The organism is Mesorhizobium sp. M1406 (assembly GCF_040317555.1).
Lineage (GTDB): Bacteria > Pseudomonadota > Alphaproteobacteria > Rhizobiales > Rhizobiaceae > Mesorhizobium.
The window spans coordinates 1-14,154 of record NZ_JAMYKW010000094.1; the positions used below are offsets into that span (position 1 = coordinate 1).

The 14,154-nt window shown below is 60.1% G+C and carries 10 protein-coding genes and 2 pseudogenes; 5 read left to right on the plus strand and 7 right to left on the minus strand.

Annotated elements, in window-relative coordinates; translation table 11 throughout:
• Positions 1 to 212: 212 nt before the first annotated feature.
• A pseudogene (locus tag NKH03_RS32385) lies at positions 213 to 1,421 on the plus strand (transposase family protein); the annotation flags it as partial.
• 113 nt (positions 1,422 to 1,534) lie between these two features.
• Positions 1,535 to 2,938: pseudogene (locus NKH03_RS35130) on the plus strand (ISL3 family transposase); the annotation flags it as partial.
• 513 nt (positions 2,939 to 3,451) lie between these two features.
• On the opposite strand, the gene NKH03_RS32405 reads toward NKH03_RS35130, so the two are convergent.
• Positions 3,452 to 4,519: an RHE_PE00001 family protein gene (locus NKH03_RS32405; protein WP_352972963.1), complete on the minus strand. Its 1,068-nt coding sequence runs from the start codon at positions 4,517 to 4,519 to the stop codon at positions 3,452 to 3,454.
• A 486-nt stretch (positions 4,520 to 5,005) separates the two neighbouring features.
• Between NKH03_RS32405 and NKH03_RS32410 the strand changes: the two genes are divergently transcribed.
• Complete coding sequence (locus NKH03_RS32410; protein WP_352972965.1) at positions 5,006 to 5,938, plus strand: recombinase family protein; 933 nt, start codon at positions 5,006 to 5,008, stop codon at positions 5,936 to 5,938.
• A gap of 25 nt (positions 5,939 to 5,963) precedes the next feature.
• Here the strand turns inward: NKH03_RS32410 and NKH03_RS32415 are convergent, their stop codons facing one another.
• From NKH03_RS32415 to NKH03_RS32435, 5 genes are all read right to left on the minus strand, one after another.
• Positions 5,964 to 6,167, minus strand: coding sequence for a hypothetical protein (locus tag NKH03_RS32415; RefSeq protein WP_352972968.1), 204 nt, complete (start codon positions 6,165 to 6,167; stop codon positions 5,964 to 5,966).
• Between the two features lie 61 nt (positions 6,168 to 6,228).
• Positions 6,229 to 7,572, minus strand: coding sequence for a plasmid replication protein RepC (gene repC / locus NKH03_RS32420; protein WP_352972970.1), 1,344 nt, complete (start codon positions 7,570 to 7,572; stop codon positions 6,229 to 6,231).
• 154 nt (positions 7,573 to 7,726) lie between these two features.
• Complete coding sequence (gene repB / locus NKH03_RS32425) at positions 7,727 to 8,761, minus strand: plasmid partitioning protein RepB (RefSeq protein ID WP_352607381.1); 1,035 nt, start codon at positions 8,759 to 8,761, stop codon at positions 7,727 to 7,729.
• Positions 8,758 to 9,939 (minus strand): plasmid partitioning protein RepA, encoded by a 1,182-nt coding sequence (gene repA, locus NKH03_RS32430; RefSeq protein ID WP_023749471.1) that lies wholly within the window; start codon positions 9,937 to 9,939, stop codon positions 8,758 to 8,760. Before repA ends, repB begins: the two co-directional genes overlap by 4 nt.
• A 1,010-nt stretch (positions 9,940 to 10,949) precedes the next feature.
• Positions 10,950 to 12,080: a site-specific integrase gene (locus NKH03_RS32435; RefSeq protein ID WP_352972971.1), complete on the minus strand. Its 1,131-nt coding sequence runs from the start codon at positions 12,078 to 12,080 to the stop codon at positions 10,950 to 10,952.
• Positions 12,081 to 12,367: 287 nt separating this feature from the next.
• On the opposite strand from NKH03_RS32435, the gene NKH03_RS32440 reads away from it, so the two are divergent.
• A complete protein-coding gene (locus tag NKH03_RS32440) occupies positions 12,368 to 12,664 on the plus strand; it encodes a hypothetical protein (RefSeq protein ID WP_023749475.1) in 297 nt (98 codons plus the stop codon).
• Positions 12,654 to 13,247, plus strand: coding sequence for a type II toxin-antitoxin system VapC family toxin (locus NKH03_RS32445; protein ID WP_352972973.1), 594 nt, complete (start codon positions 12,654 to 12,656; stop codon positions 13,245 to 13,247). The genes NKH03_RS32440 and NKH03_RS32445 overlap by 11 nt, the downstream gene beginning before the upstream one ends.
• Before the next feature lie 112 nt (positions 13,248 to 13,359).
• Here NKH03_RS32445 and NKH03_RS32450 read toward each other — a convergent pair whose 3' ends face one another.
• Complete coding sequence (locus NKH03_RS32450; protein ID WP_352607375.1) at positions 13,360 to 13,764, minus strand: hypothetical protein; 405 nt, start codon at positions 13,762 to 13,764, stop codon at positions 13,360 to 13,362.
• Positions 13,765 to 14,154 lie beyond the last annotated feature (390 nt).

The following is a 14,154-nucleotide window of genomic DNA, read 5'->3' on the forward strand; positions in this document are numbered from 1 at the left end:
CAGCTACGGCTCGCAAAGAGCGTCGTAAGGCTTGCGGAGCCGCCCCTCAGCTCCCGTCGAGGAGCAATCCACAATTCACATATTTCGGGATGGTGCTGGTTTACCGGTGTCGCTTTTACTTCCCGATTTCAAACAGGGAAAAGTCAGGTGTTGTTTAGGTTTTGGCGCTACGACAGCCCCGATTTCCGCTAACGATTTCATTGGTCGCTCATTTGCCGAACCGATTACACAACCGAAAAGCAACTCCTTCCCCATCTCTCTCCGATGAAGCATGGTCCGCGGCACGTCGTGTAGCCCGCGAGCTGGATAAGATCCTCGATGGTGCGGGGCCCCGTCAGGCGCCAATCGGGCGGGCCGCCGCGGAGCTGCGCCTGTCGACCCGCCAGATCTACAATCTGCTGGCGCGCTACCGCATCGACCGGACCGTGAAGACGCTGCGAGAGAAGTGGCTCGTGCTGGAGGCTCCGCCGCTCGCTCCCGTCGTGGCCGAGGTCCGGGCTCGCTGCTAGAAGGCCGGCCTGGCCACTCCATCCTATCTCACCGTCGCGCGTCGCATACCCTCGCTGTTCAGCCCCGAGGAGATCGCGAGGAAAAGATCAGCGAACCCGAAGCATCTTCAACGGCTCAAGGCGCGGCCGGGTTACATCCATGCCACGCACCCGCTGGATGTCTGCCAGATCGATCACACGCCCACCGACATCAACTTCGTTGAGGTCGTCGACGGTGGTGGAACCTTCATCGCCGCGCATATCTTACGATCGTTAGCGACGTGGCGACGCGCTGCATTCTCGGCTTCTGCCTCACCCTTGAGAAGCCATCGGCGCTGTCGGTTGCGCTCTGCCTCGCGCAGGCCATGTGTCCAAAGGAGGCATGGTTGGCCACGCTCGACATCGAGCACGGGTGGCCGATGTTCGGTCGACCGCGGATGCTTGTGACCGACTCCGCCAAGGAATTCAAAGGACATGCCTTCCAGCGTGGGTGCGAGGACTACGGCATTCGCATCCGCTACCGGGATCGCGGGCGCGTCCATCAGGGTGGCGTGGTCGAAAGGCTGCTCGGGAAGCTCAATGCCGTTCTCGCGACGCAGCCCGGCTCGACAGGCAGATCCGTGGCGGACCGCGACGAATATCCCGCAGAGCGACGAGCCCGTCTAAGCTTCGCCGCTCTCGAGCGATGTCTCGCACTCGCGGTGATCGATCACAACCTGCAGGAAAACGCGAAGACGCTGAAAGTGTCGGCCAGAGAGTGGGAGCGCCGGGCGCGCAATCTCCCGCGCTTCGACGATGATGCCATGCGGGTTCCTGCTGGCATTCATGCCCGGGAGGGAGCGACGCATCTCGGCGCAGGGCGTCAGCATGTTCGCCCTCGACTACTATTCGCCCTGGCTGGGCGGCCTCGTCCCGCAACGAGACCGCCTGGGATGTCAATGACCACGGAATCGGGACCTTGGTTTTTCGCGCAAAAGGGGGTCAGACTCAATCTCGCTGCATGTGGAGGGTGATGTCGCGCAAGTTTTCGAGAGGGAATCAGCGCGATGGAACAGAGATTTGGGTCGACGAGACTGGCGCCGGCGGGGTTGCTCGTCGAGCATGCCGAAATCAACACGGATTGTGTATTTCTTGACGTGCGCGCTACGGCGCTTTCGGCAACGTGCCCGTGCTGCGGGACGAGTTCACGCCGGACCCAGAGCCGATATATGCGGCAAGCCGCCGATCTGCCCATCGCTGGCCGGCGAGTGGTCTTGCGGGTGACGGTTCGCCGTTTCTGGTGCGACGCCGTTCTTTGCCGCCGCCGCATTTTTGCCGAGCGGTTTGGCGCCGATGTTTTAGCCCCGTTATCGCGGAGAACCGGACGCCTTGAGACCATCGTTCATCACTTAGGACTGGCGCTGGGCGGAAGGCCTGCCGCAGCTTTGCCGATCGCCTGATGGTGCCGGTGAGCAACGATACCCTGTTGCGTATCGTGCGCCGGCGGACTGAACCGCCGCGCGATAAGCTAGCCATCATCGGCATCGACGACTTCGCGTTCCGGCGCGGCCAACGATACGGGACGATTGTCTGCGATCTTGAGCGCCGCAGGCCAGTGACATTGCTGCCTGATCGCGAACAGACGACATCGCAGGCTTGGCTGACGAATCATCCTTCCATTGTGACAGTCGCTCGCGATCGGGGTGGCGGATATGGCGAGGCGATCGCCAAGGCCTTGCCACATGCCGATCAGGTGGCCGACCGCTGGCATCTGATGGAAAACGCCAGCCGCGCTTTCCTTGATGCAGTCAGCAAGTCCATGCGGCATATCCGAAAGGACGGTAGGCAGCACCATCATCGATCCAAAGCTTCTCACCTATGCCGAGCGGCTGCAATATGAAGGATATCTGCGTCGCCAGGAGACAAACGAGGCCATTCTGGAATTGTCGAAGCAGGGTGTGCCGATCAAGCAGATCGTCAAGCGTACCGGACATAGCCGCAAGCTCGTCCGCTGCGTCCTGCGCGGTCAGCGCTCCGACATGTTCCGCGTCCGGCAGAGTTCGCTCGAGGAATGGCTTCCCTGGCTTGACGGGCGCTGGGACCAAGGCGCGCGCAATGCTTCGGCACTCTGGCGCGAAATGCGTAAGAAAGGCTTTCGTGGCCAGATCGGCGTCGTCCCTGAATGGGCGCGGCGCCGACGCCTTGCTGAAAGGGCCGATCAAAGCGCACTTGCCCGCACGCCTTCGGCACGAAGCATCGCCAGGCTCATGACGCTGGCGCGTGACGACCTGTCCAAATCCGACGCTGTACTGATCGCTGCAATCGAGAGCAATGTTCCTGACCTCGTCACCGCGCGAACGCTTGTCGACGACTTTCAGCAGATGATCCGGTCAAAAGCGGTCGCAAAACTGGACGCTTGGCTCGAAGGCGCGAAGGCAAGCCTCATCGGCTCCTTCGCGAACGGGGTCGAATAGGACATCGCCGCGGTCCGCAACGCCATTATCTCTCCGTGGTCGAATGCGCTGGACCAGTGCATCGCTTTCGGATTCACCCAATCCCAGAAGCGCTGCGTCCTCTTCGGCCAACCGGGCGAATATTCAAGCAGCCGGGGAACTGACAGCGGCGCAAAACGCCAAGATTGATCGGGAAGCGCCGGGAGTATCTCTCTTGCGGTCCGCAAGGGAATGCGGTTCACTCCAATTTGTCCAGGCCGCGCAAGCCATGGGGCTCCTTCGCGCCACTCGAATCCATGACTGTTTTGGCGCCGCTGGGAGTTGCGGGCGATAGCCGGGAAGCACGGCCGCGATCGGGGCCGTGCAGCGGTGATGCGACGACGCCTCTCACGTGACAACGGCTACACTTTCGACCGATGCGGGACGACACGCACCGCGGGCCTGGCCAGGACCAAACGACTCGGCAATAGCACGGGTCATGCCGGTCGCACTACCGGCGTGGCAGACGATCTTATCGGCGCACTGGAGCTATCAGAGGATCCCCCACGCCCGGTAGCGTCCCCTGCCCGTGATCTCGCGCAGGCCGAGTTCGGCCACGAGATTAAGCGCCCCCCGCGCCGTCAGCTTCAGGTCCTTTTCGATCATTGCGCTGGAGACGAGCGGCCGCGCAAGAACGAGGTCGACGAGTTGCGGCAGCTTCGAATGTCCCCGCCGGCCGCGCAGGCGGCGCAACATTTGTTCCCGGGCGAGCATCAGCCGATCGTGTTCCTTCAGCCCGGCGCCGGCCGCTTCAGTGACGCCCTCCAGAAATCCGATCAGGCGCGCCGTCCTGTCGCGGGCGCGCCGCCTTTCGCGCGGAATGGCGCGCAGCCCGGTGTTGAGACAGACGAGGTGAGCGCTCGTTTTCCGGACCTGCCTGAGCATGGCGCCGACGAGCAGGTGTCCGAGCCAGGGCAGATGCTGCAGCGGTTCTTTTGTTTCCCACGCATCCCATAGCAGGGCGGCGCTCAGCACGGGCGGCTGGCCGGTGGTCCGGTTCAACACGGCCCGCCAGTCCGACAGCCGTTCCTCCTCGTCCCAGTCCAGATCGTAGACGAGCGAACTTTTTTCCCCCGTCGGGACCTGTGGCGGTCGCGATACCGGCGCGGCGGCGAGCACGTCGAGCACGTCGCGCGTGCGATCGAGCAACGCATCGATGGCGGCAAATTCGCCGCCGAGGCCATCGTTCAGATCGTCATTGGCCGACCCGTCCGACGCTTCATCGCCGGCGCCCATCGCTGCCGTCGCATGACTCTCCGACGGGAGAGTGTCCGGGATGCTGGCGCCCCGCCCGCGCAATTGTCCCAGGCCATTCGGGCTCAGCGCCCAGTCCGGTCTGTTGGCAACAATCAGCCGCCGTGCCCGCAGCACCGCATGGGCACGGGTGAGTTCGTGGGTCGGCGTGCGGATGTCCATGTGGGTGTCGTGCAGGACCAGATCCTCGACATGGACAAGCTCGCCCTCGAGCCACAGCGCGGCGGCGGCGTCGTGGAAATGCGTGCGCGCGACAAAACCCTCGCGCACTGGACTTTTGGCCAGCCGCTCATCGAGGCGCGCCAAACAATCCTCCGCGGTGACGAGCGGTCCCGCAAGCTCGCGCCACGGGATCGCATCAGCACCGTCAAGGTCAAAAGGGGGTATCCGCATTCGTTCCGGCCTTCACTTTGGTGCTGCCAATTGAAATCCTAAGGTAAAAATCGGCGGGCCCGCTCGTGGGACGCCGCCAGCCTCTCCTGATGCAAAACGGGTGACGTCGTAAGCCATTGATATCGCTTTAGCCGATTCGCCTTGCTGAAGCTATCGCGCTCTTTGCTTCACTCACGGCGGGTCTCCTGGCCGCGTGCTATCACTATCGATAATGACCTCATATCGGGACTGTACAGCACGACCCCCTGGGACGCTCAGGAGGCCGAAAAACGTTGATTTACCGGTTCATCGAAGCGGTAGGAGCGATGTAAAGGGCAACTAGAGACGTTTACAAACGATCGTTTGTTGATATCTTCGGCGTTTGTACAAACGCCTTTCCGATGCTGAGAGACGCTGTAAATGGCCCGTGAGGCGCAAGATCGACGCTCCGGTCGACCACAGGGCCGGCAAATCGGCTACGCGCGCGTATCGACGGACGAACAAGCGACGGAAGCGCAGGAAATTGAGCTGCGGTCGGCCGGCTGCGACGTCGTCGTTCAGGAACATGGATCCGGTGCGTCGAGAGCTCGCCCTGCCCTACTGCGGTTGATGAGCGACATCGGCGCCGGCGATGTCCTGGTCGTTGTGCGTCTCGATCGCCTTGCGCGCTCGGTCAGCCATCTTCTTCAGGTGATCGAGGATCTGACTGAGAAGGGCGCGCATTTCCGATCTCTGCGAGATCCAATCGACACGTCGACGCCACAGGGCATGTTTTCCCTACAGGTACTCGGTGCCGTTGCCCAGCTCGAGCGTGCGCTTATTTCGGAGCGGACCAAGGCCGGCATCATTGCTGCGCGATCGAAGGGGCGGCTGCCAGGCAATCCTGGTATCCGGGAGCGCAGGCCCGAAGCCCTGGCGAAGATGACCGCGGTGCAAAAGGCATCCTATGGCCGACGGCTACAATCAACTATGAACCAGTGGCTTCCGACGGTCCGCCGGATGCGACCAGACCATAATTGGGACGACATCGCCCGGGTCCTGAAGCAGCGCGGCCTCGACTGGACGCCTGAACGACTGCGGCGGGCAGTGAGGTGGCTCGTCACCGAGCACCTAGCCGAATCCACACTGCTAACGCGGGCGTCTCCTCTGCCTCCCGAAGATCGTCTGATGACTCTTGTGGCAGGGATTTCGCAGTCTAACCCAGACCTGTCGCTTCGCGACATCGCTGGCCAGCTCGAGCGCCTACATGAGCGAACCCCACGAGGAAGCGCAAAATGGTCTGCCTCCTCAGTCAAGAACCTACTCGATCGAGCCCGCCGGCTTGGACTCGTCGCCGAACTACCCGCGAGCTGACCGTCATCCCGCTGCAGAACAGTCCTCAGTCTACGGTCCGTGGCTGACGTTCAACATTCCCGAGCCGCTTGTACGCGGCCCAGGCATCAGCTGGAACAGCGCTGCCGGCCCGCGCCAGCCAAGCCGCACGATCGGATTCGGCAAGTGAGTTCCACCACACCATTCCGGCGGTTTCATCGGGCGTCGGTTCCTGGTCGTGTTGGTTTTTCATGCCTTCGATGCTCTCCATAAGACGCTCGTCCCGACAAGCGCTGCAGCCACCGTCCACGGATCGAAACCCGCCCGGCTGATCATGATCCGCGCCCTGGCTTGTCGAGGCTGCGGCGCAACGCATCGCTGATTTCCAGCCGGGATTCGGTGCGCTCAACCTTGCCTGCCGCCTCCAAATCGACGGCAGCGGCTTCAGCTCCGGTTCCGGTCGTCTTCGACGCGTCAAGCTTGGCCCGCAACAAGGCCATCACCATCGGCCAGACCGAGAACTTTCCGACCTTTGCTCTATCTGTCAGGCTGCGCAAATAGCCGCCGGCGCTGTTGATCTGGTCCTGCCGCTGGTAGATCGCGGCAACGGTAATCGCCGCCTGCTGCTCACCCATTGCCGTTCGCGCTTCCTCCCAGGCGCTCGGGCTGACGCCCATGGACGGCCGGGCAACCTCGGCCGCGGCCAGAAATTCACGCCAGTTGCGGATTCCGCCGCCGCCCTTCACCAGCCAAAGCATGTTCGGGCAGGCATCCAGCACGATCCCTAGCGGCAGTTCGCGTTTCGGTAGGCTCCGTACGTTGTCGGTGTCCGCAACGTTGCCGCCCGCTTCATCTTTATTTCCTGAGCCGCTTTCAGATTCAAATTTAGAGTCTGGTTTTGAATTCTGTATGTGGCGCCCACTTCGGGACTCATTGGCGTCCATTTTCCGTGTTTTTAGAAATGATTCCAATGCCTCACGCACTTCAGCCCAAAGGCCTTCAAGCTCCTCGGCAATCGCCTCGAGGGTTTGTCTGGTTGCGGTGCGAGGTATCTGGCCGACAATCGCCTGGTAGGCCTGCTGGACCCTGCCCCAGTTCGCAGGCACGCCTTCCTCAATCCCGGCGTCGATCATCTTGACGATGTCACGGCGGCATATGGTTAGCCGCTCCTTAACGAGACGAAAGGCCTTCTTCTCAGATCTGACCGCTTCCGCAAGATTCTTGAACTCCTCAGCGCGCGCCACGATCGGCGAGATGTCAAAGCCATAGGCCTGCTCGATCTCGCCCCCCTGACCCTTCCGGGCGAAGCGCTTGCCGTTTGGGCTGTCCCGACGGATGATCAAGCCGCACTCGACCAGAACGGCCAGGTGCCGCCGTAACGTCGTTGGGGGCATTCCGTTGGCGCGGCGGATCAGCTGCTCGTTGGATGGCCATACAACCAGTTCGCTGTCGCCATAAAGCGCCGTGTCCGGATGGAACGACAACAGCGCGTCGAGAATAGCCAGAGCGCGATCGGTGGCGCCCAGAGCGATCCTGGCGTCCTTGATATCTTGGAAGACATGCCATTTGTGGACGGTCGCGTCCTTCGGCACCGCCCTTGCGGTGACTTGGCTTGAAATCATGCCAAGCGTCATCGGTCGCCGCCCAAAGGGCGTCGTTGCAATATTCGTCTCCATTTTCTTTCACCCTCGATTAGGCAAAAGAAACCTGCTCGCCAAAACGACGCCAATGACTCTTGACAGTGATTCGTGGAGATGCGATTCTCAGAGTGCTTAGTTCAGAGAGAGGCTTCCACGGCTTGCCGTTCGGGGGCCTTTTTCTTTTGCGGTTTTAGACTCCTTGTTTCGTGATGGACTTCCGAAAGGCCTCAAACAGGTCGTCCAGTTGTCCGGCGATAAACGCTGCGAAACGCGATCCTTCAGCCTCTCCCACGGCAATCATGGTAGTTTTTCCGTTGTCTTTGAGGCTGACGCTGACTGTTTTGTCTGGAGCAGCCCAGGATTTCATAGCAATCTTGGGCTTTGATGGCTTGGCCGGACCCGCAGGTTCTTTGATCGCAATATGATCCGATGGAAGCGTCTCAAGCAGAATAATGAATCTGTCGTCGGACGTTGCCTCGCGGAATTTGTTTTTGCGAATAAGATCGAAAGCTTTTGCGAGTGAGCCGTCTATGGAATAGCGGTTCGAGAATTCCTGCCATCGTCCTCGACCAATCCCGGGAGCTTTACCAATCGATTGCAGTATCTCCTTGTCGACCGATGAGGCGATTTTGATCATCTCGGAGACATGCGATTTTCCTGTCGACAGCGAAGCGCAGATGGTGTCCCGTTTGTATCCCGCTTCCTGCTGCGCAAGCGCAAAAGCGCACTTTTCAATGTATGAAAGATCCTCTCGAGCGGTGTTTTCTTCGCCTTGGAAAATGACTGCTTGTTCATCAGTTAACTCGCGGACGGCCGCTTTGAATCCGATCCCAAGCTGCTTAGCTGCCGCTAATCTTCTGCGACCATAGACGATTTGAAACTCGCCATCCCTGCCTTGCACTGGCCGAACCAATCCAGGCACAATCTGACCGCGCTCCCGCATGGATTCAGTGATCTCAGCAATGGCGGAAATCTCGTAGGCGTCATCATATCGATCGGTGATAGACGACGGCCGTATTTTGTCGGGATCGAGTTCAATGATCTGTTCGCCTGACTTCAGTAACTTGTCGGCGATATCGCTACGCTCTTGCATTTGGCGAACACCAGCCGCCACCTTCATCAGGTGCGGCGATGACGTGCGGCGGCTGACGCCCTCCTCCGAATTGTCCTCCCCGAGTTGCCCCAAAACAGCAGCAAACATGCCCTTAGAATCTTTACGGCTCACTGTTCACGCCTCCATGCCATTGTGATGAGGCTTTCTATTTCCGCGTTCGCGGCATTGATCGATTCGATTGCACGATCATAAGTTTTAGGTGCCGAAAACCTCGATCGTTGCACTTCATAGAGGCTCTGCTTCCAAGTGAGAGCGTCCGCAACCGCAGTGGATTTGGAGACTGAATTCAGAAGTAAATCCTCGCCAAACACTTGGCGCATTAGGGCCTGCATGTTGGCTTGCGGGTGGTCGTTGGCCTCAAACTTTGTGATGAGGAATTTGGCGAAATCCCAACGTGCGCCTGCACCAGCCTCATCCAGGATTTGCATATAAGATGCGGCCAACTCCAAAAACTTCCCTGTGGAGTCGACATCGAGCATGTGCGCTGGAACTGGGATTAGGACTCCGGTAGCGGCAGTGAGCGACGAAAGTGTCAGGAAATTGAGTGACGGCGCACAGTCGAGAAGAACGATGTCGTAGTTGTCGACGATCTGTTCGAGGGCCTGTGACACTCGAAGCAGAAAACTGGTTCCACCGCTCTTGCGCATCTCAAGGGTGACGGCCGTCTCGAATTCTGTCAGCTCAAGACCGGCGCAGATGACGTCGAATCCGATGATATGCGTCTGATGAATAATCTTTTCCGTTGGCACCGGATCATCAAACCGAATCGCTGAGTAAAGGGTGTCACCTTCTCGGTAGTCAAATCCGGGTAACGCTCCTTGCAGACTTGTTAACGACGCCTGAGGATCCATGTCGACTGCTAGAACGCGATATCCACGTAGTGCCAACCAATGACCCAAGTGAATAGTGGTCGCTGTCTTGGACGATCCACCTTTGAAGTTCGTGATCGCGATGATCTGGCAATCCTCGCCTTTAACACGACGAGGATTGATCCATTTCTTCCGTGCCTTTTCCGCCAGGTGCATCCGAAGGTCCAGCACCTGCTCCACAGAATATAGGCGCTTTCCGGTGGTCGTTGTCTCTGGCTCAGGTCCCTGCCCTTTCAAGGAGACCTGCCTTATGTAAGCTTCGGTCACTCCTAGCAATGCTGCCACTTCCGTCGAAGTGAATTTGCGCATCGTACGAATCGCATCAGGAGGATACTGAGCCAGCGAAAGATTGTTGAGTGCCTTCTCGAGTTTCGTCGAAAAGGTATTCATGAACTGAAGGCTACTTAGATGCCGCGTCACCCAGATTCTCCTCTTGCACCCAGCGCCTATTGATAGCGACTGTGGTTAACAAGCTGTTAACGCCACGCCAACTACGCCAACTTTTCGAATTACGCGGTTTTTCCGTTACTGGAGGTATGCCCGATTCGGAGCATTCGAGCAAATGGACACAGGGCAGTTCCCAGCTGGGAACTTTTCGTTAGCTGGCTTCCCTGTGCCGTCAAAGTCGCGCATCAGGCATTGAAAACGACAGCTATGAAGTTGGTCACGCAGCATGGGGGCACGGGCGAGCCCCGTTGCCCGTTTTGTTCTCGTAGATAGTCGACGTTGGTGTACCGGTTGCCCTCTGGCTTCCGCGTACGGCGGCGAGCGACCTTACAAAAGCGCAGGCAAGTTTCGGCGCATGGAGAGATCCCCCCCTCCCCCCCCCAGATTGGCGCGGCGGCGAAATTCCCGTTGTGAAGGAGACACTGAGCTCGCGCAGTCCAGGGGGGTCACCATCCTTTGCGTCGGAGACGATGGGTTGTGTTTGTGATGCAGCCATGCCGCGCCGCATCCGATGTCACTTCGGTGATCGCCCCCCAGGCCGACAAGTTAGACGCCCCACGGCCCCTACCCTGCAACGAGGCATTCCTTCCGGGCCGAGCGACTCTCGCGAATGGCAACTAAGCGGCTAGGATCTATCGCCAGGCGTCCCACGCGATTTGACAGCAATCAGCACCGTTTGGCACGTGGGCGTCCTGTCCACGCGCACTTTCCTCCAGCGTCGAGCAAGAGGCTCCTGCAGCCGCCAGGCAACTTCCCTCGGGGGGGTAGCCCAAGTGTCGGCGAAGGATCCTGGAGAACTCATCGAGAAGCAAACTTCTCGCACAACCCGTACTTTGAGTTCCCAGCTGGGAACAGCTCTTCAAGCTGGAGGCTTGCGCCGCTCCAATAAACCTTAGAAACCCATCAACTTGAGGGTTGGATCTGTGGCGCCGGGGTGGATCGGCGCATCCAGAGTCACCCGCGGCTGGGGGGCGTACCGCACTCTACAATCCTGACGCCTTAGTTAGATTGACGCGGAAGCGATCGCGCCGGCGCTGGTATTTGCGTGTCATCTCTGCCGAGGCGTGACCAAGCTGCTTCTGCACGTAGAGCTCGTCAACCTCGGCAGAGGACGCGAGGCCGGCACGCAGCGAGTGGCCCGAAAACTTTTGGCCGCGCTCGCCCTCGGAAAGATCACCGCGCACGCCGGCAGCCAAGGCCGCGCGTTTGACCAGCCGCGCCACCTCCTGATCGTTGAGCCGCTCGGCCCCCACAGCTTTGCCCTGCCCCGTGACGCGGCGGAAGAGGGGGCCGTGCGCGATGCGGGCCAGCTTCAGCCAGGTCTGCAGGGCGACGACCGGGCAGGTGGCATCGGACGAGCCGCGGCCAATCTCGACCTCGCGCCAGCCGGTCTTGCCTCGCAGCGTAACCAGCACGCCCTTGTCCGGGAAAAATTCAATCCAGCCGCAGCCGTCCTCGGTTTGATCGCGCGCAACATCGAGACCGACGATTTCAGAACGGCGCAAGCCGCCGGCGAAGCCCAAAAGCAGCATGGCGCGGTCACGCAGCCCGCGCAGCGTGCCGCGGTCGAGCGTTTCCAGCATGGCGACAAGATCGTCGCGCAGGATGGCTTCCTTTTGACGGGGAGGGGAGGCGTGTTTGTTGCGGATGCCGGCGAGTACGGTGGCGATATGCCGGTCCTTCCGGTCGAGCGGTTGACCGCGTTGCGTATAGTTCCAGGTCAGGGACGACAGGCGGCGCTCAATGGTCGACACAGACTTTTTGTCCCTTGCCGATCCCGAAGCCTGCGCCGTGATGTAGAGGCCGACAACTTGCGGATCTGGCGGCAGCGGATCAAACGCCTGGCGCCGGCACCAGGCGCAAAAATGCTTCCAGTCGGCGGCATAGGCACGACGCGTGTTTGCCGAACTTGCCGCCTCGACATAATCGCGCGCACGGTCGGCCAGCTTTTCGAGATGCGCGGGCAGTGTTGCTTGTCGCGACTCAAGGACCTGCGGGGGAGGGGAGGGAGCCTCATCCGGGCACCCCATTTCCATGACGACGTCGACAATGTCAGGCAGGTCGCTGGTGTCGATCGCGTCGAGGGGCGTCATGAAATTACGGGGACTGCCCATCGAAACTCTCGATCATTTGAATGTCACAGTGGTGCGATTCTGAGAGCCCCAACGTGCGACCAAAGCACCCAATTGTCCACCGCGAGGTGCTTGACCAATGGCTCCCGAGATTTGCGTCCGGTCGCGTACGGGCAACCGGCTGGTCCCGGTTATCGCATCATTGGGTGACGTGCCATGTCCGATCCAGTGATGACCCTCTTAGGGGCTTAGGGCCTTCTTTCTCAGTGCCGATCCTTGCTTTCATGTTCAACATCCTTTATGTTTCGTTCAACAGTGGAGATTCCAGGATGAGCATACGTGGCGCAACGGCAGCCGAAAGCGAGGAGCGAATCGCCCACACCCGGAACCGTCTGGTGCTTGAGCAGGCGAGGGCGGTCGGCCTTCTCGGCGCGGCCAAGAACACACGCCTGTCGGGCAGGGTACCATCGGAATTGATCGAGGCGGCAAAGAAGCGCGCTCATGTGAGTTCCGACACCGAGCTGCTGGAGCTCGCCTTGTCGCGGCTAGCCCTCGAGGACGATTTTGGCGCCCGGCTCGTCCGCCGCAAGGGCAGCATCTCCGCGGACATTGATCTTGGCGTTTGATCTCGGGAGCGCACTGCGTTCCCTCAAACCACAGCGGCGTGCCGGGGGGCTGGAACGGCGGCCGGATTCCGCTCTGTCCTGGGCAGCGGACCAGCCGCCTGTCGGCGGTGCACTGCTTCTCGACACTAGTGTCTATCTGAATGTCCTGCAGGGGCGCACGCCCGAAGTGGTCGATGACCTTCTGACCTCTCGGCTCTGTCAGCACTCGGCCGTCTGCCTTGCCGAGCTCAGCCACCTGTTCGGCCGGCTCGACCCAGCGCACCCCACGACGAAGTCGGTCCTGAAAGTGGTTGCAGGCACGATTGAAGACATTCCAGTGCACCGGCTGAATGCACCCGACGCCACCGCCTGGGGACGCGCCGGCATGCTTGCCGGCCTGCTGTTCCGGCTGAGCCGTCTGCCGAAAGGGGAGGGGCATGAACGCCGCTTCCTCAACGATGCGCTGATCTTTCACCAGGCCGCTCTGCTGGGCGCGACGGTCCTGACCGGCAATGTTCGGGATTTCGATTACCTCAACCAGCTTGTTCCGTCGGTGGGTGTGATCTTCTACCGGCCGGTGACAGACTTGCGCCCGCAGGGTTGAAAGCGTCTGTGGCAGATATGCCCGTGCACCGTGATCGTCCACCCTCCTTTAATGACCACCAGTCTTCAAAACGGTCGCTGACACTCTCCTGCGACCGTTGAAACGCGGGCGACTACGGCCATTTCCAGTTCCAGCGCAGAAACGCACGATAAGGCAACTTATCAGCCATGGTGCCGGCACGCTCCTCGACGATGCCGGTCTGGCGGCTGAATGCCTGCTCGATGGATTCGACGCCAATCGATTGCCATAAGCGCCGCGCTGACTCATGCTGCTCAATGATGATTCTGCGACCCAAACCCGCTCCACGCCACCACGCCGCGCTTCTCGGTGCCCCTTCGACCGCGCCGATGGCGACGGTGCCAGCCTGGCGGCCGCTTCTCGAGCCAATTCGGTCACACCATACTGTGATATATCGACGTTCATTGCTGTCTCCTTTCCTAGAGATCAAATAAGATGAACCAGTCTCATCCCCACGTAGCGTGCAGGCGGTTGATCGCTCATTTTCAGCATGAATCATGCGGAGAATCCTCACATGGGGGCTTTGTCGCAAACCTTTCGGTAAGCGGAGCATGGCAAGAAACACTGCTCAGCTGTGGAGGAGCACGTGACGTTCAAGGGCCGCCCTTTCGACCAGTCGGTGATCCTGCTTTGCGTGCGCTGGTACCTGGCCTCCCATGGGCTTCTTGGGGTCAAGGATTAAATTCAGCAACGCATGAGCAGAACTCCAGGACTGTTTCGGCATCCAAGGTCTGAGCCCGATTTGCATGACGCGGTCGTCTCCGAGCACGATCAACCTCACATGCGGTGCCGTTCAGTACGGCTGGGCGTTGGTGCGCGGATATGAAATCGAACGCATTTCGATCATTAATGTAGTTGGTTATGCCTGCGTGACTTGACGCCGGATAGA